Below are 23,545 nucleotides of genomic sequence, written 5' to 3' on the forward strand. Positions count from 1 at the left end.
TGAGAACGACCCGATCTATCAGGCGCTCTTGGCCGATCCGCCCACGTCGATCCCCGCACGGCATATGCCAAAGCTGCGCGGCAGGCATGTCGCCTGCGATGTTTATAACGAAGGCCGCAGCGATCAGTACATGACCTGCTGGTGGCCGTCAGGGAAGCCTGTGAGCAGCGTTTACCTTACTTACTACGGCCCCAGTCTCCTTTTGCCGCCACATCCGTCGCGGATTTCCGTTCCCGGAGGGCGGGGGGTCAAAACCTTTCGAGTGAATTCCCTGTAGGAGAAAAATGATGACGATTGCCGACACGATGACACTGGATGCGCTGGCGCAGATCGCCCACCAAACATATCAACAACGATACAACCCGGATGGCAGCATAAACACCGGAAGTCTGAACGATCCCGTCGCGGGGTCGAATGGCAGCTTCTACACGGAAATCACTCAGATCGTGAATGGCCCGCTTGGTTTTCAGGCGCGGGCGTTTTTCAATGAGACCACGAATGAACTGGTCATCGCCTTCACCGGGACCGAAGGATTTCCCAATGATCCCGCAGAATTCCTGCCCGACTTCCTCGCCGATTTCTCGCTGGCCGTGGCGGGGGTGTCGCCGCAGGATCTGGCGGCGCAGGCCTTTATCAAGCAGGCCACAACACTTGCACAGCTCGAGGCCGGTCCGTTCGGCTCGTTCGACGTGACCTATGTGGGCCATTCCCTGGGCGGGTTTCTGGCGCAGACGGCCAGCGCCAGTGGCCCGGAGGGCGAGGTTGTCGTGTTCAACGCGCCCGGCGCGGGCGGGTTTCTGGGCCTGCCGGAAAATCATCCCTTCCCCGAGGACAATTTCACCTATGTCTATTCGGACCCGTCCGACTGGGGCGCGATGGGCGGCGCGATCCACAGTGCGGGCCGGCCTCTGTCGGACAATATCTATTACGTTCCGGGGGCCGAAGGCCACGATATCAGCACACCGGACGAAACGGGTCTGGCGGATGCGCTGGCGAACGGGGCCATCCCGCAACCGACCGACGGAAATATCTTCTGGCCCGTCGACGAGGCCCTGCAGCTTCTGGGCGTAAGCAGCCTGCTGGACCATTACGACAGCGGCGATGCGCCCGCCATTCACGGCACGTCCGGTCATGACGAGATCATCGGCACGTCAGGTGACGACGTGATATACGGCCTTGGCGGGAACGACACGCTGACGGGCGGGACGGCTGACGATTTCATCTTTGGCGGCGCGGGCGACGATGTGCTGTCGGGCAATGCGGGGGCCGATACGCTGGATGGCGGGGCTGGCGATGACTGGCTCAACGGCGGCTGGGGCTGGGATGAGCTGATCGGCGGCAGCGGCGCGGACCGGTTCTATCACCACGGGGTGGAAACCGGGTTCGGCACCGAGTGGATCCATGATTTCAGCGATACCGAGGGCGACAGGCTGGTGACAGGGGCCAGCGGCACGGCAGGTGATTTCACCGTGAGTTTCGCCTTGGCGGAGGGGCGCGGAAGTGGTGATATCGCCGAGGCCTTCATTCGCTACAAACCGACCGGACAGATTGCATGGGTGCTTGAGGACGGGGCCGGTCTGGACGAGATCCGGATCCAGACCGCTGACGGAGGGTTCGATCTTCTGGCGTGACATGGGGCCGCGGGCGGCGCATTGCGCCTTTGCCGGAGCAGGGGGGTTGCGCCGCGCGAAACATGGGCGTATACGCGCGCCACTTACACCGCAGGTACGGGCGGGCCGTTGGGGGAGACATCCCCATGGGTCCACCGGTTGAAGCATCCGCTTCTCTTCCCCGTGCCGAGGCTGAAACCGGAAAGGATAAAGACCATGGCTCTTCCTGAGTTCACCATGCGCCAGCTGCTGGAAGCTGGCGTTCACTTTGGCCACCAGACGCAGCGCTGGAACCCCCGCATGGGCGAGTTCATCTACGGTGCGCGCAACGGCATCCACATCATGGACCTGACGCAGACCGTCCCGCTGCTGGACGCCGCGCTGAACGCCGTGCGCGAAACCGCCGCCAAGGGCGGTCGTCTGCTGTTTGTCGGCACCAAGCGCCAGGCCTCGCAGCCGGTCGCGGATGCGGCCGAGAAATGCGCCCAGTATTACATGAACCACCGCTGGCTGGGTGGCACGCTGACCAACTGGAAAACCGTTTCGCAGTCGATCAAGCGTTTGCAGGAGATCGACGAAGTTCTGGGTGCGGGCGGTGAAGGCCTGACCAAGAAGGAACGTCTGGGCCTCGAGCGCGACCAGGAGAAGTTGCAGGCCAGCCTGGGCGGCATCCGTGAAATGGGCGGTCTGCCCGACATGCTGTTCGTCATCGACGTCAAGAAAGAAGCGCTGGCCGTGGCCGAAGCCAACAAGCTGGGCATCCCGGTCGTGGCCGTGGTCGATACCAACTGCTCGCCCGATGGTGTGGATTACATCATCCCCGGCAATGACGACGCCGCACGCGCCATTTCGCTGTATTGCGATCTGGTCAGCCGCGCCGCGCTGGACGGCACCGCGGCCCAGATGAACGCCGCCGGCGTCGACGTGGGCGCGCTGGCCGATGCGCCGGTCGAAGAGGTTGCTGCCGAAGCCGCCGAAGAGGCCCCGGCAGAAAGCTGAGCCGCTTTCACGAAACTGACATGAGAGGCGGGCAAGCCCGCCTCTGACCCATTCGATGATTCCCCAAGGAGAGCCAAGATGGCGATCACAGCTGCACAGGTAAAAGAACTGCGCGACAAAACCGGCGCAGGCATGATGGATGCAAAGAAAGCCCTGACCGAAAACGACGGCGACATGGACGCCGCCGTTGACTGGCTGCGCACCAAGGGTCTGGCCAAGGCCGCCAAGAAATCGGGCCGCACCGCCGCCGAAGGTCTGGTCGCCGTCAAGGTGGACGGTGGCAAGGGCGTGGCTGTCGAGGTGAACGCCGAGACCGACTTTGTCGCCAAGAACGCCGAGTTCCAGGAGATGGTCGGCAAGATCGCCGAAGCCGCCCTGGGCGCGGCTGACATCGACGCGCTGAACGCCGCCGATCTGGGCGGCAAGACCGTTGCCGACACCATCACCGACAAGATCGCCACCATCGGCGAAAACATGTCGCTGCGCCGCATGGCCTCGATCGAGGGGGATAGTGTCGTGTCCTATGTCCACAACGCCATGACCGATGGCATGGGCAAGATCGGCGTTCTGGTCGCGCTGAAAGGCGGCGACGAGGCGTTCGGCAAGCAGGTTGCCATGCATATCGCCGCAACCAACCCTGCCGCGCTGAACGAAGCCGAGCTGGATGCGTCGGTTGTCGATAAGGAACGCCAGGTTCAGATCGACATCGCCAAAGAGTCGGGTAAGCCGGACAACGTGATCGAGAAGATGATCGAAGGCCGCATGAAGAAATACATGGCGGAAGTGACCCTGCTGGGCCAGGCCTTTGTGATCAACCCCGATCTGACCGTCGAGGCCGCCGCCAAGGACGCCGGAGCCGAGATCACCGGCTATGTCCGTCTGGAAGTGGGCGAAGGCATCGAGAAGAAAGAAGAAGATTTCGCTGCCGAAGTGGCCAAGGCCGTTCAGGGCTAAGCGAACCCTTCATCGCAAAATTGCGGCGTCGTTCCTTGTGGGCGGCGCCGTTTTTCATTGCGGTTGGGGCAGGAGGGAAGGGCCTCTGTCGGGGCAAGAGGTCCGGCCGCCAGTCCGAAACAATAGAACCGGCGACCGGGGTCCGGCTGTGAAACCGGCAGGCTACAGAGCCCCGCAATACCGGAGATTTGACAGCCTGATGTTCCCTGGCTCAAAGCCACCACTCACGGAACGTTAACCATTTTGCGCGGAATTTTGCCGCTAAGAAAGTAGGATTTTCCTTACCAAACGATTAATTTTCGTTAAATTATTGGTTTTTCAATAATCTTTTAGGATTCAATAACAAACATCTGGTTCTGCAAGGCCGCCTTGAGAACCGCCTGCGCGGTTGTCTCGACCCGCAGCGCCTGCCGGGCGAGTCGCAAGTGCTTTTCGACGGTGGCCGGGGTCAGCCCCATCAGGAGGGCGATATCCTGTATGGTCTTGCCATCGCCGACCCATCCCAGAACCTCGGATTGCCGTTTGGTCAGTTTGCGCCCCGGTGAGGTATGGGGCAGGGTGAGAATGCGCAGGTGCACGATATTGTTGAGGGTCAGAATCTCTCTGCCGTGCCGTTCCCAGACCCGATCGACCTCGGCCTGATCGAGCCCGTTGCGGGCAGTCAGCGCAATCGCGCCCTTGCACCGCGGCGCCACCGATTTGAAACTGATGGAATAGCCCGCGCAGACGCCCTTGGAGCGATTGAATTCGAGAACCTTGCGCTGATCGTCCGAAAGCGTGCCCGCGGCGCCCCATTCCCGCAGGATCGTCCAGGAACAGGCGCCTTCGTTGTGCAAGGCCCATCGCAGCATCGGCGCGTGGAAATACAGGCCTTCGCCGATGAACACGTCGGTGTAGTCGCTGGAATGATTGGTCAGCAGCACGAAATCTTCCGGGTCGCCGAAAGACGTTTCGGTGCAATACCGGGTATAGCCGTACATGATCCGGTCGAACCCGAAATCGGCCATTTGCTGGATATGCCGCGTCCACAGCTCTTCGATGCTGCTGGCGTTGATCAGGGTGTTGATTTGGTCGCTTGAAATCATCCGCTGGCGTCAAGATGCTGTGCCATGGCCCGAAGCGCAAGCGCATAACCATGGGCGCCAAAGCCGCAGATCACGCCGACGGCGACCCTGGCGATATAGGACGTATGACGAAACTCTTCACGCGCGTGAACATTGGACAAATGCAATTCGATGGCGGGCAGATCGACCGAGGTCAGCGCATCCATCAGCGCCACCGATGTATGGGTATAGGCGCCGGCATTCAGAATGATCCCGTCATGCGTTCCGTGCGCGGCATGGATTGCGTCGATCAGTGCGCCTTCGGAGTTGCTTTGGACGAAGGTCAGGGCAACGCCCAGGGCGCTGGCGGTATCGCGGCACAGCGCTTCGATATCGGCCAGCGTTGTCGTGCCATAGACCTCGGGCTGGCGTCGTCCCAGCAGGTTCAGGTTCGGCCCGTTCAGGACGAGAATTGAGGTCATGGAGTTAAATTCCTTGTGCTATCCAGTTTAATAGCGCGTGAATATGGCGCGAGTCGAGTGGGAGTTGCGCAGTCCTTGCGATAGTCGCGCAAACGGATATGTCCGTGCCGGACATCAAAGATGTTGTGTTGAGCGTTGTTTGTAAAGCGATTTTGTCTTTTGCGGGTGCTGTTTCGGACTATTCTTTATTAACATAATACTGATTATGCGCCTTTTGCATATATCCAGGGGCACATTCTAAACTGGGTTGCGACAAATCCCCTATCTTGCTGAAAAGCAAGGAGAACGGACATGGCCCACACAGAGCTGGATTTGCGTGAGAGGCGCGCAATCGAAGACATGCTGAACGCGAAAGTCCCTGTTAGCAAGATCGCAGCCGAGATCGGCAGGTATCGCTCAACCGTGTATCGAGAGATCAAACGAAACTATTTCACGGACGACGAGCTGTCGTATCTGAACGGCTACTACGGGATGAATGCCCAGAGGTATGCCTCTGATCGCCGCGCAAGACGCCGCAAATTGATCCGCCTAGATAAACTACGCGCCCATGTGATTGACCGCCTTAAGACCGGCTGGACGCCGGAACAGATCGCTGGCCGCCTCGGATACGACGGTCAACCAGTTCGCGTCAGCCATGAAACGATCTATACTTATGTCTACAGCGCTGAAGGCCAATCTGAACAACTGGCGCGCCATCTACCTAGTCGTCGCAAGAAGCGCAGACCGCGATATGCCAGACGCCCCAGAGGCCAGGTATTCCCGCCGGATCGCTCGATCCATCAGCGCCCAGAACACGTGAAGTCGCGCGAAGCGTTTGGGGACTGGGAAGGCGATCTGATGATCTTTGAGCGCTCTCAGGGCAAAATGAACGTCGCCTCACTGGTTGAGCGCAAGACCCGCTACGCGGTTCTGTTCCGCAACAACGACCGCAGCTCGACACACTTCATGAACAAGCTGATGGATGTGATGGAGCCCCTGCCCCAGACCGCCCGCCGGTCCATCACCTTCGACCGAGGCTTTGAATTCCGCGAATGGCGCAAGCTGAAGACAGGCATCGGCACCGAAAGCTGGTTCTGCGACCCGCAGGCACCCTGGCAGAAAGGAGCGGTCGAAAATCTGAACAAACGTGCCCGTCGATACTTGCCACGTGATACCCAGCTCGCGGCGCTCTCAAATCGCTACATGAAGGCGATTTGCGAACGCCTGAACGGTACCCCTAGAAAGTGCCTCGGATGGCGAACCCCAACGGAAGCTTTCAGAGAAGAAATGATGAAACTGAGATAGGGAAAAACCGTCGCAACGAGTCTTGAGCCATCACAGAACCGTCCGCCCACCCGGTGTTTTCATCTGACGCTGAGGCCGTGCACCATGCGTGCGCCGGTTTCGAATATGGCGGTCTTGAGCCTGGTAAACCGTTCGCTGTGCTGTTCGACGGGGTTTACCGGCAACCCGGCTTCATCCCCTGACAGCAAAGCGCGGGCCGCTTCGCGACCGAACAATGTGCCGGGTGCGATCCCGCGGCCCGAGTAGCCGAAGATGGACATTCCCTGTGGCCCGAGGCGCAGGATTTTCGGCAAATGATCCGAGGTCATCGAAATCTTTCCGGCCCAGGAATGCGTGATCGTGACATTCGCCAGTTGCGGGAACAGCCGGATCAGCTTGCGGCGCGCCCATCCTTCTTGAATGTCGCTCTCGTCGCCCATGCCGCCCAGAATGATGCGCCCGGCGGCATCGCGGCGCAGGGAGGACATGATCAGCGCGCTGTCCCAGCACCCCTCGCCGCCTGGCAGGATCGTCCCGGCGATATTGTCGCCAAGCGGTTCGGTTGCGAGCTGGAAGAAATTTACCGTCGGTACCTGTGGGAGTGCCATCTGCTCGAGCGGCCGGTGATAGGCGTTCGTTGCGATCAGCAGCGCCTTGGCGCGCACCTTGGCCCCGGAGGACCGGACAACCCATTGCCCGCCATGCCGCATGGCCGACATCACGGGTGTCTGTTCGAAAATCCGCGCGCCCGCGGCTTCGGCGGCGCGGGCCAGGCCACGGGCATACGCCAGGGGCTGTATCGTTCCGGCGCGGGCGTCGTGCAATGCGCCATGGAACCCCTGCGCCCCGGTTCTCTGCGCGGTTTCGGCGCTGTCGATCAAGCTGACGGGCGCTCCCCGCGCGGCCAGTTGATCGTAGCGTTTTTTCAGGTCCGCAGCGCCCTTGGACGCATGCGCCAGATGCAAGGTGCCGTTGCGGCGCGGCTCGCACTGGATGTCGTGGGTATCAATCAGGTTGAACACCAGTTCGGGCGCGGCGCCGAGCGCGCTGTTCAGGCGTTCGCCGGCATCCTGCCCAAGCGTGGCACAGACGGCGTCGGGGGGCAGCCAGAGCCCTGCATTCACAAGCCCGACGTTGCGGCCCGATCCGCCATGGCCGATGGTTTCCGCCTCGAGCAGGATGACATCTGCGCCCTGCCCTGCGGCTTCGAGGGCGGCGGAGAGGCCGGTGAAGCCGCCGCCGAGAATCACCAGATCGGCGCTGAATTCGCCTTGCAGGGTGCGCGCGGTGAAGATTTCGGCGGCGCTGTCGCGCCAAAGGGAGCCGAGGCCGCTCATGAGACGGCCCCGGCATGTCTCGGGGGTGAAGTGTGCTGGCTCATGCTGACGGTATTCTGAAACGGTTCAGGCACGTTACCGCGCCTGACGCCAAAGGCAACACCCGGCGTGCCCGCTCTTCAGAAGAACGCCTGAAGGCCGGTTTGCGCACGGCCCAGAATCAGCGCGTGAACGTCATGCGTGCCCTCGTAGGTGTTCACGGTTTCGAGGTTCATCATATGGCGAATGACTTGAAATTCCTCGGAAATTCCGTTCCCGCCATGCATGTCGCGGGCCATGCGGGCGATGTCCAGCGCCTTGCCGCAATTGTTGCGTTTGATCAGCGAGATCATTTCCGGCGCGGCGCTGGCGTCGTCCATCAGGCGGCCCACCCGGAGCGCGGCCTGAAGGCCGAGCGCGATTTCGGTCTGCATGTCGGCGAGTTTCTTTTGAAACAGCTGGGTTTGGGCCAGGGGGCGGCGGAACTGGTGGCGGTCGAGGCCGTATTGGCGGGCGGCGTGCCAGCAGGTTTCGGCGGCGCCCATGACGCCCCAGGCGATGCCGTAGCGCGCCCGGTTAAGACATCCGAAAGGCCCTTTCAGCCCTTCCACGTTGGGCAGAAGCGCGTCTTCGCCGACTTCGACGTTATCCATCACGATTTCGCCGGTGATCGAGGCGCGAAGGCTTTGTTTTCCCTGGATTTTCGGGGCGCTCAGGCCCTTCATGCCCTTGTCCAGGACGAAGCCGCGAATCTTGCCGTCATGGGCTTCGGACCTGGCCCAGACCACGAAGACATCGGCGATCGGGCTGTTAGAAATCCACATCTTGGAGCCGTTGAGGCGATAGCCGCCGTCGATCTTTTCGGCGCGGGTCTTCATGCCCGCCGGGTCGCTGCCTGCATCGGGTTCGGTCAGGCCAAAGCAGCCGATCAGCTCGCCTTTTGCCAATCCATTCAAATACTTACGGCGTTGTTCCTCACTGCCGTAGGCGTAGATGGGGTACATGACGAGGGAGGATTGGACGCTCATCATGGAGCGGTAGCCCGAATCGACGCGTTCGATTTCGCGCGCCACGAGGCCGTAGGAGACGTAACCCGCTGACAAACCACCATATTCTTCGGGGATGGTGGTGCCCAGAAGGCCCATTTCGCCCATTTCGCGGAAAATTTCGGGGTCGGTTTTTTCCTGGGCGTAGGCCTCGGTCACACGGGGTTGAAGATTTTCCTGCGCGAAGGTGCGGGCGCTTTGCGAAATCATACGCTCTTCTTCAAGCAGTTGATTTTCAAGCAAAAACGGGTCTTCCCAGTTGAACGATCCGAGGTCCGGCTTGTCCTTGGCCTTGAGGGCGGGGGTGTCGAGGCTCATTTTGCAGCGCTCCTTATGAGGAAATTGCGGGTTTCTTGCACCATACATTAACCTTCGGGTAAGAAATAACGCGAAAACTGCATTTATTCATGAGGTTTACGCATACATGGCCACCCTGCCCCGCCGCTTCCTGCCCTCGACCGGCGCGTTACGCGCGCTGGAGGCGCTGGACCGTCTGGGCAGCGCCACCGCCGCCGCGGACGATCTGAACCTGAGCCAGAGCGCGGTCAGCCGCCAGATACAGGCGCTGGAGGACCAGACCGGCGTGACGCTGGTGATCCGCGAAGGGCGGCGCATGGTGCTGACGCCTGAGGCCGCCGATTACGCCGCCGAAATCCGCGCGGCGCTGAACAAGATCACGCAGGCGACGCTGAAGCTGAGCGTGAACCCGTCGGGCGGCAGTCTGGACCTTGCGATCCTGCCGACCTTCGGGATGCGCTGGCTGGTGCCGCGCCTGGCCGAGTTCGCGCGCCTGCACCCGGAGGTGACGATCAACCTGTCCACGCGGCTGAAACCGTTCAGCTTTGGCGCGGAACCCTTTGATGCGGCAATACATTTCGGCGCGGCGGACTGGCCGGGAACGCAGGCGCTGCGCCTGAAGGCCGAGGCCGTGATAGCGGTGTGTGCGCCGGGCCTGATTGCCGGGAAAGCGCCGCGCGGGCCGCAGGACCTGATGGCCCTGCCGCTGCTCCATATCGAGACCCGTCCCGAGGCATGGCGGGCGTGGTTCGCGGCGCACGGGATCGAAACCGGCCCGGTGACGGGCACGATCTATGACCAGTTCGCGACCATTACGCAGGCGGCGCTGCACGGGCTGGGCGTGGCGCTGCTGCCCGATTACCTCGCGGAACAGGACCTTGCCACCGGGCGGCTGGTGCGCGCCTGGGGCGGGCCGACGACCAGCCCCGGCGCCTATCATCTGGTCTGGCCGGTGGAGAAATCGCGCGATGCGGCCCTGAAAAAGTTCCGCGAGTGGCTGGCGACGCAGGTCGAGGACGAAGACGCCCTGCCCCGCTGATCCATGAAATTTGCGCATGAGGCGATCATGCGGGGTGTGCATGATCGGGAAAACCGCGCGCCAGCGGGCGTTTTGTACGTTTTGTACGAAGTGTACGCGGGTTTTGTACGAAAATCGGGGGCTGTGCGGGAGTTTGCGTCCATGGTGGACGCAAACCGGGATTTTCGGGCGGAGCTGCCGGAGTTTTGAAAAAACTCCGGGCCGGAAAATTTTGAATTTTCCGGGGCCTCAGCCGAGGGCGTATCCGGCCCCGCGCACGGTGCGCAGCGGATCGTCGCCGCCGTGCTTGCACAGCGCCTTGCGCAGCCGTCCGATATGAACGTCCACCGTCCGGGTGTCGACATAGATGTCGCGCCCCCAGACCCGGTCGAGCAATTGTTCGCGCGACCAGACCCGCCCCGGTTTTTCCATGAAGGTCGAAAGCAGGCGGAATTCCGTCGGGCCGAGTTTCAGTTCTCTGGAGTCGCGGGTCACGCGGTGGGTTTCGGCATCGAGGATGATGTCCTCGTATTCCAGCCGCTGGCCCACCACCGAGGGCCGCGTGCGGCGCAGTTGCGCGCGGATGCGGGCCATCAGTTCGATCACCGAATAGGGTTTGATCACGTAATCGTCGGCCCCGGTTTCGAGGCCACGCACGCGATCCACCTCTTCGGAACGGGCCGAGAGCATGATGATCGGAACGCTGCGGGTATCCGAGCGCGTCTTGAGCTGCCGGCAGACCTCGATCCCCGAGACATTGGGCAGCATCCAGTCGAGAACGATCAGGTCGGGCGCGGCTTCGTCCACCAGCAACAGGGCCTCTTCGCCGTTCTCGGCAGCGGTGACGCTGAACCCGTCGGCTTCGAGGTTGTAGCGCAGCACCTCGCGCTGCGCCGGTTCGTCCTCGACCAGAAGAACGGAAGGCTGATCAGTGGCCATGGCGTTACGTGTCCTTTGCTCAGGCGTCCGGCGCCACACTGGCGTCATGCGAGGTCCGGTCGCGCTTGGGGCGCGGCTCGTCCGGCATTTCGCCGGTGACCAGGTAGATCACCTGTTCGGCGATCGAGGTGACGTGATCGCCCATGCGTTCGGTGTTCTTGGCGATGAAATGCAGGTGCATGCAGGGCGTGATGCTGCGCGGGTCTTCCATCATGAAGGTCAGGAATTCGCGGAACAGCGCATTATACATCTGATCGACATCATGGTCCCGCTGGACGACATCATTGGCGAGATCGGGATCGCGCTGAATGTAGGAATCGAGCGCGTCGCGCAGCATCAGTTCGACCTCGCGCGCCATGCGCCGCAGCGCCGCCGTGGCGCCGTTGATCGGCGACATCTGCGACAGGACGGTGGTGCGTTTCGCCATGTTCTTGGCGTAGTCGCCGATCCGTTCGAGATTGCCCGCGATCTTCATCACGCTGAGGATCAGGCGCAGGTCGATGGCGGTGGGCGCGCGCAGGGCGATCAGGCGCGCGGTTTCCTCGTTGATCTGCTCTTCGAGCGCGTCGATGGCGCGGTCACCGGCGCGGACCTTTTCGGCCAGTTCCTCGTCGCGGGTTTCCAGCGAGGTCGCCGCATCGAGGATGGCCTTTTCGACAAGGCCGCCCATCTTCATGATATGGGCCTGGATGCCTTCGAGGTCGCGATCGAAGGATGAAACGATATGCTGATCGGACATTTGGGTCACTCCTTAGCCGATACGGCCGGTGATGTAGCTTTCGGTGCGCTCATCTTTGGGGTTGGTGAAGATCTGTTCGGTGTCGTCGAATTCCACGAGGCTGCCGAGGTGGAAGAACGCGGTTTTCTGGCTGACGCGGGCGGCCTGCTGCATCGAGTGGGTGACGATGACGACCGAGTAGTTCTGGCGCAGCTCGTCGATCAGTTCCTCGACCTGGGCCGTGGCGATGGGATCGAGCGCCGAGCAGGGTTCGTCCATCAGCAGAACCTCGGGTTCGGTGGCCACGGCGCGGGCGATGCACAGGCGCTGTTGCTGGCCGCCCGAGAGCCCGGTGCCGGGGGCATCGAGCCGGTCCTTGACCTCGTCCCAGATGGCGCCGCGGCGCAGGGCCTTTTCGACGATCTCGTCGAGGTCGGCCCTGGAATTGGCCAGACCGTGGATGCGCGGGCCATAGGCGATGTTGTCGTAGATCGACTTGGGGAACGGGTTGGGTTTCTGGAACACCATGCCGACCTTGGCGCGCAGTTGCACGGGATCGACCTTCTTGTCGTAGATGTCTTCGCCGTCGAGCAGGATGTCGCCCTCGACGCGGCAGACGTCGATGGTGTCGTTCATCCGGTTCAGGCAGCGCAGGAAGGTGGACTTGCCGCAGCCGGACGGCCCGATGAAGGCGGTCACGGTGTTGTCGGCGATATCGACATCCACGTCCTTGATGGCATGGGTGTCGCCATAATAGACCTGCACCTTGCGGGCGGAGAATTTGATTGTCTGGTCGGTCACGCGGTTCTCCGGGGTTGGGGCGTCGTACATGGGAGGGGTCCCTTTGGCTTACCAGCGGCGCTCGAAGCGGCGGCGCAGGATGATGGCAATGATATTCATGGTCAGGAGGAAGGCCAGCAGGATGATGATCCCGCCCCAGGCTTTCTCGTAGAAGCTGGCGTCGGCGCGGGCGGCCCAAGTGTAGATCTGGGCGGGCATGGCGGAGTTGGCCTCGGTGAAGCCGGCCATGATGCCGTCGGGATAGCCGCGCGCGACGAAGCCCACCATGCCGATCAGCAGGAGCGGCGCGGTTTCGCCGAGCGCCTGCGCGAGGCCGATGATGGTGCCGGTCAGGATGCCGGGCATGGCCATCGGCAGGACGTGGTGGAACACCGCCTGCATTTTCGACGCCCCCACTCCGAGCGCCGCGTCGCGGATCGAGGGCGGCACGGATTTGAGCGAGGCGCGCGTCGAGATGATGATCGTCGGCAGGGTCATCAGCGTGAGCACCAGCCCGCCCACCAGCGGCGCGGATTGCGGCATGTGCATGAACTGGATGAACACCGCCAGGCCGAGGATGCCGAACACGATGGAGGGCACGGCGGCGAGGTTCGAGATGTTCACCTCGATCAGGTCGGTGAAGCGGTTTTGCGGTGCGAACTCTTCTAGGTAGATCGAGGCGGCCACGCCGATGGGCAGCGACAGGAACAGCACCACCAGCATCATGAAGAACGATCCCACGACCGAAGCGCCGAGCCCCGCGCCGCCGGGGTTGTCCACGCCCGCGTCGGTGCCGGTGATGAAGGTCCAGTTGATCGCCCCCTTGATGATCCCGGCCTCTTGCAGGGCGTCCACCAGATCGAGGTCGGTGGCCATCAGGAAGCGGCTGTTTTCGAGGCTGTCGCGGGTGATCCGGCCATTGAGATAGCCATCGACGCGCGAGGAGGCCGGAAGCTGGAACGAGACGGTCTCGCCCACCTGGTCGGGATTGTTGGCGTAGAAGGTCCGCAGGTCGCCGCCGATCTTGCCGAGAAGGCGTTCGATGGCCGCGTTGTCGACCTCGACCTCAAGGCCACTTTCGTCGAGTTGCGATTTCAGCGCGTCGATGAAGACGGTCTGATAGGCCTTGGTCTTGAACAGTTCGCTTTCGGCGGCTTCCACCTGTGCGGCGGTCATGGTGAAATCGACATCGACCACGGTGCGGGTGAAGGCGGGTGCGCCCGAGCGCACGATGGAGACGGCCAGCACGGCAAGGAAGAACAGCCCCACGAGGATCGCGGCGATCCCGTAGCCCTTGAAGCGGGCTTCGGAGCGGTTGCGGCGGGTGGTTCTGGCGTCCTGCACATGGAGCGAGCCCTTGCGCGGCGCGCCCGAAGTGTTGAGCGTTGCGTCGGTCATTCGTACTGCTCCCGGTATTTGCGCACGATGTAGAGGGCGAAAACGTTGAGGCCCAGGGTGATCACGAACAGGGTCATGCCGAGGGCGAAGGCGACCAGCGCCTCGGGCGAGGCGAAATCGGCGTCGCCGGTCAGCTGGCTGACGATCTTGGCGGTGACGGTGGTCATGGCCTCGAACGGGTTGAGCGAGAGTTTCGCGGCAGCCCCTGCCCCCAGCACCACGATCATGGTTTCGCCGATGGCGCGGCTGGCGGCCAGGAGGATCGCGCCGACGATGCCCGGCAGGGCGGCGGGCAGGATCACCTGTTTGATGGTTTCCGACCGGGTCGCGCCCAGCCCGTAGGAGCCGTCACGCATGGCCTGCGGCACGGCATTGATGATGTCATCGGACAGCGAACTGACAAAGGGGATCAGCATGATGCCCATCACCAGACCGGCGGTCATCACGGCGGTGCCCGACTGCATCCAGCCCAGCCCGTCGCGCCCGAAGACCGACACGAGCAGCGGGCCGACCGTCAGCAAGGCGAAAAGGCCGTAGACGATGGTCGGGATACCCGCCAGCACCTCGAGCATCGGCTTGGCGACGGAGCGGACACGGGGGCTTGCGTATTCCGAAAGATATATGGCGGAGAAAAGCCCCACCGGCACGGCCACCGCAAGCGCCACGATGGAGATGTAGAACGTGCCCCAGAGCAGCGGCAGGACGCCGAGGTCGGAGCTGCCGCCGCGGCCCGAGAAACTGGGCGCCCAGTTGAGGCCGGTGAAGAAATCCCAGGCCGGGTAGAGGCGGAAGAACTCGATCGTGTTGAACACGAGGCTGAGAATGATGCCCACGGTCGTCAGGATGGCGATGGAGGCGGCGCCGATGAGGATGGCGCGAATGCCCTGCTCGACCGTGTTGCGCGCGCGGAAATCGGAATGCGCCTCCCGGAGACCCCGGAAGGCCCCGGCGAAGGCCAGCACGATCACGGCGATGGACATCCACAGCGTGCCGGTGGCGTTCATCACGCGGTAGCGCTGTGCGGCGTTCAGGACAGGCTGGGTCACCGTGGAGGTGACGATCTGGCCCGCGTCCTTGAGGCGTTGGGTGACATCGGTGATATCGGCGCGCATGTCGCTTGCGAAATCCCGCGTCATGGTGCCTTCGGCGACGGCGTTGTCCAGCCCTTCGGCGGTGCGGCGCACTTCGGCCATGACCAGCCCGCGCGAGGCGTTATCGGCCACGGTGCGATCCGGGATCATCCCGCTGACGGTGGAATTGATGTAGACCGGTTGCACCAGCAGCCAGACGATCAGCAGGAGGAACGCCGGGACAGCCGCCTTCATGGCGACGTTCCAGCCGTAATAGGACGGCAAGGAGTGCAGGTGACGCGTATTGCCCCCGGCGCTTGCCAGGGCGCGTTGCCGGCCCAGGAAATAGCCGGCGGCGGCGACCGCCAGGACGATCATGATGAGCCAGAACAGTGGCATATGCCCCTCGCAGGTTGTTTTGAAAAGGTCCAAAAAGGAAACGGGGGCGGCGGAATATGCCGCCCCCTGCCTGTAACCGCTTTCGATTACATGCCTTCGCCCATGGTCACTTCGTCAGCGACGGCTTTCTGGGTGTCGGCCAGTTCGGGGTCGGCGACGAGGCCGTAGTTCGACAGCGGGCCGCCGGGGCCTGCGATTTCGTCGGCCACGAAGAACTGAGCGTATTCCTTGAGGCCGGGGATCACGCCGATATGGGCCTTCTTCACGTAGAAGAACAGCGGGCGCGAGACCGGGTATTCGCCCGAGGCGATGGTTTCGGTCGAGGGCGACACGCCGCCCATGGTGGCCACTTTCAGCTTGTCGGTGTTGTTCTCGTAGAACGCCAGGCCGAACACGCCGATGCCGTTGGTGTTGGCGTCGATCCGGGCCAGGGTTTCGGTGTAGTCGCCGTCGATATCGACCGACTTGCCGTCCTGGCGCACGTCGAGGCAGGCGTCTTCGGCGGAGTCTTCGTCCATGCCGCTGTCCATCATCGCCTGCATGGCGCCGGTGTCTTCGCAGCCCTTGAGCAGAACCTTGTCTTCAAAGACTTCGCGGGTGCCGTGCTTGGTGCCGGGGATGAACATGGCGATTTCGGCGTCGGGCAGCTCGCCGTTGAACTCGGCCCAGGTGTTGTGGGGGTTCTTGACCAGTGCGCCGTCTTTCAGGACGGTGGCGCCGATGGCGTTGAAGATGTCCGACGGCTGGAAGGCGGTGTAGGCCGGGCCCGCCTGCTGGCTGGCAAAGACGATGCCGTCATAGCCGATGCGCACTTCGATGATGTCGGTGACGCCGTTTTCGGCGCAGGCTTCGATTTCCTTTTCGCGGATGGCGCGCGAGGCGTTGGCCACGTCGATGGTGTTCTCGCCGACGCCTTCGCAGAAGCGCTTGAGGCCGGCCGACGAGCCGCCCGATTCGACAACCGGGGTCGGGAAGTCGGTGTTGTCGCCGAAGAGTTCGGCCACGATCGAGGCGTAAGGCAGCACGGTCGACGAGCCGGCGACCTGTACGTTGTCGCGCGCGGCAGCGGCGGTGGCCGAGACGGCGGCAATGGCGAGCGTCGAGGCGGTCATCTTGATATAGGACATGGATAGCTCCTGATTGGTGTGTCCGGTTCGGAGGCCCCAGGCGGTACCTCTTGGCGCGGTGCTATCGGTGGGTGACGACGCTTTTGTTAAAGATTTGTAACAGTTTCATGACAGCCGCCGGATTATGCCCAAATTATGGCATCGTGGCCGGGTGCGGCCATGCGGGCGGCGCGCAGGGGCCGTCAAACGGCGCGCAGACGGGTCACAGGGGCAGAATCACCCTGAATTCGGCGCCCTGGCCGGGGGCGGATTCGATTCTGAGGCGGCCCCGGTGGCGGTTGACGATATGCTTGACGATCGCCAGCCCCAGCCCCGTGCCGCCCTGCTCGCGCGAGCGGTGGGTGTCGATGCGGTAGAACCGCTCGGTCAGGCGCGGGATGTGGATCTGGTCGATTCCCGGCCCGGTGTCGCAGACGCTGAGAATCGCCGCCGGGCCGCGCAGTTGCGGGGCGCGCTCGGTGGTGCTGAGCGACAGGGTGACGGTGCCGTTTCTGCCGCCGTACTTGATGGCGTTCTCGGTCAGGTTGGTGACGACCTGAATCAGCTGGTCGCGGTCGCCGGGCACGATGACCGGGGTGTCGTCCATGTCGGTTCGCAGGGTCACATCCGAGGTTTTGGCCACCGCGCGCAGCGAATGCAGCACGCTTTCGACGATCTGTTTGAGGTCCACCTTGTCGGTGGGGCGCACGCGTTCCTCGGCCTCGACCCGGCTGAGCGACAGGAGGTCGCGCACGAGGCGCTCCATGCGCTGCGCCTCGGCCATCATGATCGACAGGAAGCGCTCGCTGGCCGCCGCATCGGCTTTGGCGGGGCCTTGCAGGGTTTCGATGAACCCCATCAGGGCGGTGAGCGGCGTGCGCAACTCATGGCTGACATTGGCGACGAAATCGCGGCGCATCTGCCCGGCCTGTTCGAGATGGGTGACATCCTCGAAACAGACCAGCGCCCCCTGTCCCAGATCGGTTTCCACCTTGGAGACGCTGACCACGAAACTGGTGTCCTGCGCGCCGTCGCTGCCGAGATAGCGGGTCTTGCGCGGTTTGGCGTCGCGCAGGGTGCCTTCGATGGCATCCAGCACGGTGGGCTGGCGCAGGGCGGTGATGAAATGCCGCCCCACGATCTGCTGCCCCAGAAGGGCCAGCGCCTGTGCGTTGGCCCCCAGAATCCGCTCGCCCCGCCCGATCAGGAGGGCGGGCAGCGGAATGGCCTGCAACAGGGTCGATATCTTGCCTTCGGTCATGACCCGCAGACGGGTATCAGACCATCGCGGTAGCGGCGCATGTTCTGCTGGTAATGCAGGGCCGAGGCGCGCAGCCCCTCGATGGCCGCGTCATCGAGGCTGCGCACCACACGGCCCGGTGCGCCCATCACGAGGCTGCCATCGGGGATCTCCTTGCCTTCGGTCACCAGAGCCCCCGCGCCGATCAGGCAGTTCCGGCCGATCACCGCGCCGTTCAGGACCGTCGCGCCCATACCGATCAGGGTGTTGTCGCCGATGGTGCAGCCATGCAGCATCGCCTTGTGCCCGATGGTGCAGCCCGCGCCGACGGTCAGCGGAAAGCCGATATCGGTGTGCATCACGCAGTTTTCCTGCACGTTGCTGCCCGGCCCGATCACGATTTCCTCGTTGTCGCCGCGCAGGGTGCTGCCGAACCAGACCGAGGCCGCCCGCTCCAGCACGATCCGCCCGATCAGGTTGGCGTCGGGCGCGATCCATGTGTCGTCGGCGATCTGGGGGGCATGGCCGTCAAGCGAATATAGGGTCATAATGTGGTTTCCTCGAATTCCGTATGAAGCTGTTTGACATGGGCGTTGAGGCCCGGCTGTTGAATGCGCTTGAGACGCGCCGCCTGAACCACGGTCTTCAGCCGCTCGAAGGTGACGTCGAGATCGTCGTTGATCAGCACGTAATCGTACTCGGCCCAGTGGCTGATCTCGTCCCAGCTTTTGCGCATGCGCCTGGCGATCACCTCGTCGCTGTCCTGCCCGCGTTTCACAAGACGGCGGTGCAATTCGCGGATCGAGGGCGGGAGGATGAAGATCGACAGCGTATGCTGGCCCAGGGCCGAGTTCTGGATCTGCTGCGCGCCCTGCCAGTCGATGTCGAACAGCACGTCATCGCCGCCGTCGATGGCCGTTTGCACCGGGTCGCGCGGCGAGCCGTAGAAATTGCCGAACACATGGGCATGTTCCAGCATGTCGCCATTGGCCACCTGGCGCTGAAACTCGGGCTCGGACATGAAATGATAGTCCTTGCCGTCCACCTCGCCCTCGCGCGGGGTGCGGGTGGTGGCGGAGACCGAAAAGCTCAGGCTCGGGTCCCAGTCGCGCAATTGCCGCGTCAGCGTCGATTTGCCCGCGCCCGAGGGCGAGCTGAGAATGATCAAAAGGCCGCGGCGGTTGCTCATCTGTCCCAGTTCCTTGTCTTCATCTTTCCCCAAATACTCTCGGGGGTCCGGGGGTGAAACCCCCGGCTGCGCCACGTCGGGGCCTATTCCACGTTCTGAACCTGTTCGCGCATCTGGTCGATCACCGCCTTCAGGTCCAGCCCGATGGCCGTGAGCCCGGTATGTTGCGACTTGGCGCAGAGCGTGTTGGCCTCGCGGTTGAATTCCTGCGACAGGAAATCCAGCTTGCGCCCGATGGGCACGCCCTGCGACAGCAGATCGCGCGCGGCATCGACATGGGCGCGCAGGCGGTCGAGCTCTTCGGTGATGTCGGATTTCACCGCGATCAGCGCCAGTTCCTGCGCGACACGGGGTTCATCGACCGGGTCGGCATTGTCCGTCACGCGCGCCAGTTGCGCGCGCAGCGTTTCGGCCATTTGCCCCTGCCGGGCCTGTACGGCCCCGGCGGCCTGCTCGACCAGGTCCGCGATCTGGTCGAGTTGCCCGGACAGGATGGAGCGCAGCGCCGCGCCCTCGCTGGCGCGCATCTCCAGAAAGCCGGCGAGCAGCGTCTCGAAATCCTTGAGCAGCGCATCGCGCAGCGGCGCGGTATCCTGATCACCGCCGCCCGCGTCGAGCACGCCGCGCATGGCCAGCAGGTCGGCGGGCGTGGAGGGGGCCAGCGTGACGCCGGTCTGCATGGCGCGGGTTTCGACATGGGCCATGGCGGTCAGGATATCGTCGAGCAGGGCGTCGTTGACGGTAAGCTGGCCGGATTGATCCTCGGCATGGACGCGCAGCGACAGGTTCACGTTGCCCCGCGTCAGCGCCTTGCCGAGCCGGGCGCGCAGCGCGGCTTCGAGCCCGTCGATCCAGTCGGGAACGCGCAGGCGCAAATCCAGCCCCTTGCCGTTGACGCTGCGCAAATCCCATGTCCAGCCATGGGCCTGATGGGTTCCGGTGGCCGAAGCGAAGGCCGTCATAGAGTTGAGCACGGGTAGTCCTCCGGCACGGTTGCGGGTTTGTCCTAGCCACTCTGCCCCGGCGAGGCAAGCATTGCCATACCGGGCGGCAGGGCGCCGGACGGTTAACCATTTGGTTGGAATTTTAGACAAATTCATATGGAACCGTGGCAAATTGAAACGAGGAGCGGATGATCTCCGCCCGAATGAGCGATGTTCGTCACATGGATAACAGGTGAGCAGATGATCACGGATCTGACCGGAGCGCCGGGTTTGGCGCGACACGCACAGGGCCTGCGGGCCCGCGATATCGAGGCCTTTCGCCGGTATTGGAGCAGGATGCGCAAGGCGGGCGATGTGCCGCGCCGGACGGATATCGACCCGCGCGGGATCGCGCCGGTTCTGTCCGAGGCCTTTGTCGCGGAACGGATCGCGCCGGGACTGGCGCGGCTGCGGATCGCGGGCAACCATCTGAACGACCTGATGGGCATGGAGGTGCGCGGCATGCCGCTGAGCAGTTTCCTGCGCCCCGGCGACCGCGACAGGCTGGCCGAGTGTCTGGCCGATCTGTTCGACAGGCCCGCGACGCTGGATCTGGATCTGGTGGCCGAACGGCGGATGGGCTCTGCGCCGTTGACCGGGCGGCTGGTGCTGATGCCGTTGCGCAGCGATCTGGGCGATATCTCGCGCGCCCTGGGGTGTCTGGTGACCGAGGGGCCGTGCGGGCATGCGCCGCGCCGCTTTGCGATCAGCCGCAGCCGGGTCACCGGGATAGATACGGGCGCCTCCGCCGATCCGGAGCGCCCTGCCCCTGCCCCGCCGGTCACGCGCGCCCCGTTGATGGGCGAGCGACCTTACCTGCGGCTGGTGACGCAGGACTGAACGGGGGGCGCGAGGCGGTTAGGGCAGCGCCCGGCCCTGGTGGGGCGCATCGAAACATTTGTGTATCGCGCTGCACTCACACGAAGGAATGTCGCCAGAGATTTGTACGACATTGCCAAAGCGCCCTCCCGTGGGGAGGGTCGGGCGCGGCCCGGCCTTGCCGTCCGGGCCGGGTTTTTGCTGACGCGGTGCGGATGACTTTCCTGCGGTGCAGAAAAAAGGGGCCGCAAGGGCCCCTTTCCGTTTCCGGGTCGGTTGTCGTGGCGCCGGATCAGACCGCCTGTGCGGTCTGGCGGCTTTCGCGCAGGTTCGACAGTTCCTCGGCCACGAGGAAGGCCAGTTCCAGCGACTGGCTGGCGTTGAGGCGCGGATCGCAGGCCGTGTGGTAGCGATCCGAGAGGTTTTCCTCGCTGACCGCGCGCATTCCGCCGGTGCATTCGGTCACGTCCTGGCCGGTCATCTCGAAATGCACGCCGCCGGGAATCGTGCCCTCGGCGCGGTGGACGGCGAAGAATTCCTGCACCTCGCGCAGGACCGAGTCGAAAGGCCGGGTCTTGTAGCCGGTGGCCGACTTGATCGTGTTGCCGTGCATCGCGTCGCAGACCCAGACCACTTTGGCGCCTTCCTGTTCGACCGCGCGGATGAGGCGCGGCAGGTGATCGCCCACCTTGCCCGCGCCGAACCGTGCGATCAGGGTCAGGCGCCCGGCCTCGTTTTCCGGGTTGAGCGTGGCCATCAGGCGCTTGAGGTCGTCGGTTTCCATGCTGGGGCCGCATTTCAGGCCGATGGGGTTCAGCACCCCGCGGGCGAATTCCACATGCGCGCCGTCGGGCTGACGGGTGCGGTCGCCGATCCAGATCATGTGCCCCGACCCCGCCAGCCAGTTGCCCGAGGTGGAATCGAGCCGCGTCAGCGCCTCTTCGTATTCCAGCAGAAGGGCTTCGTGGCTGGTGTAGAAATCCACGGTGCCCAGTTCGTGCTGGGTTTCGGCGGTCATGCCCGCGGCGGCCATGAAATCCAGCGTGTCCTGAATCCGGTTGGCCATTTCGCGGTACTTGGCGGCCTTTTCGTCGTCGGTGAAGCCGAGCGTCCAGGAATGCACCCGGTGCACATCGGCAAACCCGCCCGTTGAAAAGGCGCGCAGCAGGTTCAGCGTGGCCGCGGCCTGCGTGTAGGCTTGCAGCATCTTGTTGGGATCGGGGATGCGGGCCTGTTCGGTGAAGGCCAGCTCGTTGATAATGTCGCCGCGGTAGCTGGGCAGTTCCACGCCATCGACCGTTTCGGTCGGCGCGCTGCGCGGTTTGGCGAACTGACCGGCCATGCGGCCGACCTTGACCACCGGCACCTTGGCGCCATAGGTCAGCACCATTGCCATTTGCAGCATCACCTTGAACGTGTCGCGGATCGCGTCCGCCGAGAACTGTTCGAAACTTTCCGCGCAATCGCCGCCCTGCAACAGGAACGCCTCGCCGCGCGAGGCGGCGCCGAGTTCACGCTTGAGGCGGCGCGCCTCACCGGCGAAGACAAGCGGCGGATAGTGCGACAGGCGGGCCTCGACCTCGGCCAGGGCGGCGGGATCGGTATAATCCGGCATCTGGACCCGCGGTTTCGCGCGCCAGTCGGACTTGTGCCATGTCGTCGTCATTGTTCGTCTCCGGTTTGAGGCTTCGGAACCTTTGCTATACAAAAGCAAGTATCGGGATACCATATATGATTTGACGCTCTTGACGCAAAGGCGCGGGTCTGACTTTTGTCAAATGACAGAATCACGCGCAACAGCCAGATGGGTCGGGGTGCGGAACAGCAAAGCCGGAGCGAATATGAAGCCTGCTACGCCAACAGTCGCCATAGACAGCCCGACGGCCTCGCGCCGGTTCGTTTTCGTGTTGCTGGACAACTTCACGCTGCTGAGTTTTGCCGCCGCGCTCGACAGTCTGCGCATCGCCAACCGGATGTCCGGCCAGGAGCTTTACACCTGGGCGCTGGCGGCCGATTCAGAGGACGGGAAAATCGCCTGTTCCGCCGGTGCGGTGTTTGAAACGGATATGGGGCTCGAAGAGCTGAACCGCGACGATACCGTCATCGTGTGCGGGGGCGCGGACGTGCAGGCCGCCACCACTAGGAAGATGCTGAACTGGCTGCGCCGCGAGGCCCGCCGGGGCGTCAAGATCGCCGGGCTGTGCACGGCGGCCTATACGCTGGCGCGCGCGGGGCTTCTGGATGGCAAGCGCGCCACGACCCATTGGGAGAACCACGACAGTTTCATCGAGGAGTTCGACGAGGTGGAACTGACCAAGTCGGTCTTCGTGGTGGACGGCAACCGGATGAGCACCGCGGGCGGGACATCCTCGATCGACCTGTTCCTGAAGCTGATCGCGGACGATCACGGCGAGAAACTGGCCAATTCGGTGGCCGATCAGCTGATCTATTCGTCGATCCGCACCGACCAGGACACCCAGCGGCTGAGCGTGCCCACCCGGATCGGCGTGCGCCATCCCAAGCTGAGCCAGGTGATCCAGATGATGGAGGCCAATATCGAGGAGCCGATCAGCCCGTCGGTCCTGGCCAAGGATGTGGGCATGTCCACCCGGCAGCTCGAACGGCTGTTCCGCCGCTACCTGAACCGCAGCCCCAAGCGGTATTACATGGAACTGCGCCTGCAAAAGGCGCGCAACCTGCTGATGCAGACCGACATGACGGTGATCAACGTGGCGCTGGCCTGCGGGTTCGCCAGCCCCTCGCATTTCTCGAAATGCTACCGGGCGCATTACAACACCACGCCTTACCGCGAGCGCGGCACGCAATCGAGCCGGTTGTCGGTCTGACCGGGTGCGCGGAGCGGGGGCGCTGCCCCC

At 63.4% G+C, this 23,545-nt stretch carries 22 protein-coding genes; 7 read left to right on the top strand and 15 right to left on the bottom strand.

Translation table 11 applies throughout. The features are described from left to right. Nucleotides 1–287: 287 nt before the first annotated feature. The 3 genes from BUB53_RS00285 (at nucleotide 288) to tsf (ending at nucleotide 3,563) form a co-directional block, all read left to right on the top strand. Nucleotides 288–1,631, top strand: a complete 1,344-nt coding sequence (locus BUB53_RS00285) for a calcium-binding protein (RefSeq protein WP_073031402.1) — start codon at nucleotides 288–290, stop codon at nucleotides 1,629–1,631. A gap of 195 nt (nucleotides 1,632–1,826) precedes the next feature. Then, nucleotides 1,827–2,609, top strand: a complete 783-nt coding sequence (rpsB, locus tag BUB53_RS00290; protein WP_073031403.1) for a 30S ribosomal protein S2 — start codon at nucleotides 1,827–1,829, stop codon at nucleotides 2,607–2,609. 78 nt (nucleotides 2,610–2,687) lie between these two features. Next, nucleotides 2,688–3,563, top strand: a complete 876-nt coding sequence (gene tsf, locus BUB53_RS00295; protein WP_073031404.1) for a translation elongation factor Ts — start codon at nucleotides 2,688–2,690, stop codon at nucleotides 3,561–3,563. A gap of 329 nt (nucleotides 3,564–3,892) precedes the next feature. Here tsf and BUB53_RS00300 read toward each other — a convergent pair whose 3' ends face one another. Together BUB53_RS00300 and aroQ are read right to left on the bottom strand one after the other, a co-directional pair. After that, nucleotides 3,893–4,648: a LuxR family transcriptional regulator gene (locus BUB53_RS00300; protein ID WP_073031405.1), complete on the bottom strand. Its 756-nt coding sequence runs from the start codon at nucleotides 4,646–4,648 to the stop codon at nucleotides 3,893–3,895. Continuing rightward, nucleotides 4,645–5,088, bottom strand: coding sequence for a type II 3-dehydroquinate dehydratase (gene aroQ / locus BUB53_RS00305; protein WP_073031406.1), 444 nt, complete (start codon nucleotides 5,086–5,088; stop codon nucleotides 4,645–4,647). Before aroQ ends, BUB53_RS00300 begins: the two co-directional genes overlap by 4 nt. A gap of 291 nt (nucleotides 5,089–5,379) precedes the next feature. On the opposite strand from aroQ, the gene BUB53_RS00310 reads away from it, so the two are divergent. Continuing rightward, nucleotides 5,380–6,372, top strand: coding sequence for an IS30 family transposase (locus BUB53_RS00310; RefSeq protein WP_073031407.1), 993 nt, complete (start codon nucleotides 5,380–5,382; stop codon nucleotides 6,370–6,372). Nucleotides 6,373–6,431: 59 nt separating this feature from the next. On the opposite strand, the gene BUB53_RS00315 is transcribed toward BUB53_RS00310, so the two are convergent. Together BUB53_RS00315 and BUB53_RS00320 are read right to left on the bottom strand one after the other, a co-directional pair. Then, on the bottom strand, nucleotides 6,432–7,688 hold the full coding sequence (locus tag BUB53_RS00315; protein WP_073031408.1) for an NAD(P)/FAD-dependent oxidoreductase: 1,257 nt from the start codon (nucleotides 7,686–7,688) through the stop codon (nucleotides 6,432–6,434). A gap of 119 nt (nucleotides 7,689–7,807) precedes the next feature. Beyond that, nucleotides 7,808–9,031: an acyl-CoA dehydrogenase gene (locus BUB53_RS00320; protein WP_073031409.1), complete on the bottom strand. Its 1,224-nt coding sequence runs from the start codon at nucleotides 9,029–9,031 to the stop codon at nucleotides 7,808–7,810. A gap of 106 nt (nucleotides 9,032–9,137) precedes the next feature. Here BUB53_RS00320 and BUB53_RS00325 point away from each other — a divergent pair, with 106 nt between their 5' ends. After that, nucleotides 9,138–10,049, top strand: coding sequence for a LysR substrate-binding domain-containing protein (locus BUB53_RS00325; protein WP_073031410.1), 912 nt, complete (start codon nucleotides 9,138–9,140; stop codon nucleotides 10,047–10,049). Nucleotides 10,050–10,277: 228 nt separating this feature from the next. Here BUB53_RS00325 and phoB read toward each other — a convergent pair whose 3' ends face one another. From phoB to BUB53_RS00380, 10 genes are all read right to left on the bottom strand, one after another. Beyond that, nucleotides 10,278–10,967, bottom strand: a complete 690-nt coding sequence (phoB, locus tag BUB53_RS00335) for a phosphate regulon transcriptional regulator PhoB (protein WP_073031413.1) — start codon at nucleotides 10,965–10,967, stop codon at nucleotides 10,278–10,280. Between the two features lie 19 nt (nucleotides 10,968–10,986). Further along, nucleotides 10,987–11,706, bottom strand: coding sequence for a phosphate signaling complex protein PhoU (gene phoU, locus BUB53_RS00340; RefSeq protein WP_073031414.1), 720 nt, complete (start codon nucleotides 11,704–11,706; stop codon nucleotides 10,987–10,989). Between the two features lie 12 nt (nucleotides 11,707–11,718). Continuing rightward, entirely contained in the window at nucleotides 11,719–12,516 is a 798-nt protein-coding gene (gene pstB, locus BUB53_RS00345) for a phosphate ABC transporter ATP-binding protein PstB (RefSeq protein WP_073031416.1), read from the bottom strand. A gap of 18 nt (nucleotides 12,517–12,534) precedes the next feature. Continuing rightward, nucleotides 12,535–13,863, bottom strand: coding sequence for a phosphate ABC transporter permease PstA (gene pstA / locus BUB53_RS00350; protein WP_073031442.1), 1,329 nt, complete (start codon nucleotides 13,861–13,863; stop codon nucleotides 12,535–12,537). Beyond that, a complete protein-coding gene (gene pstC, locus BUB53_RS00355) occupies nucleotides 13,860–15,332 on the bottom strand; it encodes a phosphate ABC transporter permease subunit PstC (protein ID WP_073031444.1) in 1,473 nt (490 codons plus the stop codon). Before pstC ends, pstA begins: the two co-directional genes overlap by 4 nt. A gap of 86 nt (nucleotides 15,333–15,418) precedes the next feature. After that, the gene (locus BUB53_RS00360) at nucleotides 15,419–16,459 is read right to left on the bottom strand and encodes a substrate-binding domain-containing protein (protein ID WP_073031446.1); all 1,041 of its coding nucleotides are present in this window, start codon (nucleotides 16,457–16,459) and stop codon (nucleotides 15,419–15,421) included. 202 nt (nucleotides 16,460–16,661) lie between these two features. Then, nucleotides 16,662–17,699 (bottom strand): ATP-binding protein, encoded by a 1,038-nt coding sequence (locus tag BUB53_RS00365; RefSeq protein ID WP_073031448.1) that lies wholly within the window; start codon nucleotides 17,697–17,699, stop codon nucleotides 16,662–16,664. Further along, nucleotides 17,696–18,226, bottom strand: a complete 531-nt coding sequence (locus BUB53_RS00370; RefSeq protein ID WP_073031449.1) for a gamma carbonic anhydrase family protein — start codon at nucleotides 18,224–18,226, stop codon at nucleotides 17,696–17,698. The genes BUB53_RS00365 and BUB53_RS00370 overlap by 4 nt, the downstream gene beginning before the upstream one ends. Continuing rightward, on the bottom strand, nucleotides 18,223–18,867 hold the full coding sequence (gene gmk / locus BUB53_RS00375) for a guanylate kinase (RefSeq protein WP_073031451.1): 645 nt from the start codon (nucleotides 18,865–18,867) through the stop codon (nucleotides 18,223–18,225). The genes BUB53_RS00370 and gmk overlap by 4 nt, the downstream gene beginning before the upstream one ends. An 83-nt stretch (nucleotides 18,868–18,950) precedes the next feature. After that, the gene (locus BUB53_RS00380; RefSeq protein ID WP_229709466.1) at nucleotides 18,951–19,841 is read right to left on the bottom strand and encodes a YicC/YloC family endoribonuclease; all 891 of its coding nucleotides are present in this window, start codon (nucleotides 19,839–19,841) and stop codon (nucleotides 18,951–18,953) included. 210 nt (nucleotides 19,842–20,051) lie between these two features. Here BUB53_RS00380 and BUB53_RS00385 point away from each other — a divergent pair, with 210 nt between their 5' ends. Beyond that, nucleotides 20,052–20,690 (top strand): PAS domain-containing protein, encoded by a 639-nt coding sequence (locus BUB53_RS00385; RefSeq protein ID WP_143163098.1) that lies wholly within the window; start codon nucleotides 20,052–20,054, stop codon nucleotides 20,688–20,690. 271 nt (nucleotides 20,691–20,961) lie between these two features. On the opposite strand, the gene BUB53_RS00390 is transcribed toward BUB53_RS00385, so the two are convergent. Beyond that, a complete protein-coding gene (locus BUB53_RS00390; protein WP_073031465.1) occupies nucleotides 20,962–22,335 on the bottom strand; it encodes a class II 3-deoxy-7-phosphoheptulonate synthase in 1,374 nt (457 codons plus the stop codon). Between the two features lie 175 nt (nucleotides 22,336–22,510). Between BUB53_RS00390 and BUB53_RS00395 the strand changes: the two genes are divergently transcribed. Further along, nucleotides 22,511–23,515 (top strand): GlxA family transcriptional regulator, encoded by a 1,005-nt coding sequence (locus BUB53_RS00395; RefSeq protein WP_073031466.1) that lies wholly within the window; start codon nucleotides 22,511–22,513, stop codon nucleotides 23,513–23,515. The last annotated feature ends 30 nt before the right edge of the window (nucleotides 23,516–23,545 follow it).

The sequence above is a fragment of the Roseovarius pacificus genome (assembly GCF_900142665.1).
GTDB lineage: Bacteria > Pseudomonadota > Alphaproteobacteria > Rhodobacterales > Rhodobacteraceae > Roseovarius > Roseovarius pacificus.

Bases quoted from the DNA above. Each gene is read 5' to 3' on its own strand.
- BUB53_RS00285 (WP_073031402.1), top strand. From the start codon at position 288: ATGACGATTGCCGACACGATGACACTGGATGCGCTGGCGCAGATCGCC.
- rpsB (WP_073031403.1), top strand. From the start codon at position 1,827: ATGGCTCTTCCTGAGTTCACCATGCGCCAGCTGCTGGAAGCTGGCGTT.
- tsf (WP_073031404.1), top strand. From the start codon at position 2,688: ATGGCGATCACAGCTGCACAGGTAAAAGAACTGCGCGACAAAACCGGC.
- BUB53_RS00300 (WP_073031405.1), bottom strand. From the start codon at position 4,648: ATGATTTCAAGCGACCAAATCAACACCCTGATCAACGCCAGCAGCATC.
- aroQ (WP_073031406.1), bottom strand. From the start codon at position 5,088: ATGACCTCAATTCTCGTCCTGAACGGGCCGAACCTGAACCTGCTGGGA.
- BUB53_RS00310 (WP_073031407.1), top strand. From the start codon at position 5,380: ATGGCCCACACAGAGCTGGATTTGCGTGAGAGGCGCGCAATCGAAGAC.
- BUB53_RS00315 (WP_073031408.1), bottom strand. From the start codon at position 7,688: ATGAGCGGCCTCGGCTCCCTTTGGCGCGACAGCGCCGCCGAAATCTTC.
- BUB53_RS00320 (WP_073031409.1), bottom strand. From the start codon at position 9,031: ATGAGCCTCGACACCCCCGCCCTCAAGGCCAAGGACAAGCCGGACCTC.
- BUB53_RS00325 (WP_073031410.1), top strand. From the start codon at position 9,138: ATGGCCACCCTGCCCCGCCGCTTCCTGCCCTCGACCGGCGCGTTACGC.
- phoB (WP_073031413.1), bottom strand. From the start codon at position 10,967: ATGGCCACTGATCAGCCTTCCGTTCTTCTGGTCGAGGACGAACCGGCG.
- phoU (WP_073031414.1), bottom strand. From the start codon at position 11,706: ATGTCCGATCAGCATATCGTTTCATCCTTCGATCGCGACCTCGAAGGC.
- pstB (WP_073031416.1), bottom strand. From the start codon at position 12,516: ATGTACGACGCCCCAACCCCGGAGAACCGCGTGACCGACCAGACAATC.
- pstA (WP_073031442.1), bottom strand. From the start codon at position 13,863: ATGACCGACGCAACGCTCAACACTTCGGGCGCGCCGCGCAAGGGCTCG.
- pstC (WP_073031444.1), bottom strand. From the start codon at position 15,332: ATGCCACTGTTCTGGCTCATCATGATCGTCCTGGCGGTCGCCGCCGCC.
- BUB53_RS00360 (WP_073031446.1), bottom strand. From the start codon at position 16,459: ATGTCCTATATCAAGATGACCGCCTCGACGCTCGCCATTGCCGCCGTC.
- BUB53_RS00365 (WP_073031448.1), bottom strand. From the start codon at position 17,699: ATGACCGAAGGCAAGATATCGACCCTGTTGCAGGCCATTCCGCTGCCC.
- BUB53_RS00370 (WP_073031449.1), bottom strand. From the start codon at position 18,226: ATGACCCTATATTCGCTTGACGGCCATGCCCCCCAGATCGCCGACGAC.
- gmk (WP_073031451.1), bottom strand. From the start codon at position 18,867: ATGAGCAACCGCCGCGGCCTTTTGATCATTCTCAGCTCGCCCTCGGGC.
- BUB53_RS00385 (WP_143163098.1), top strand. From the start codon at position 20,052: ATGATCACGGATCTGACCGGAGCGCCGGGTTTGGCGCGACACGCACAG.
- BUB53_RS00390 (WP_073031465.1), bottom strand. From the start codon at position 22,335: ATGACGACGACATGGCACAAGTCCGACTGGCGCGCGAAACCGCGGGTC.
- BUB53_RS00395 (WP_073031466.1), top strand. From the start codon at position 22,511: ATGAAGCCTGCTACGCCAACAGTCGCCATAGACAGCCCGACGGCCTCG.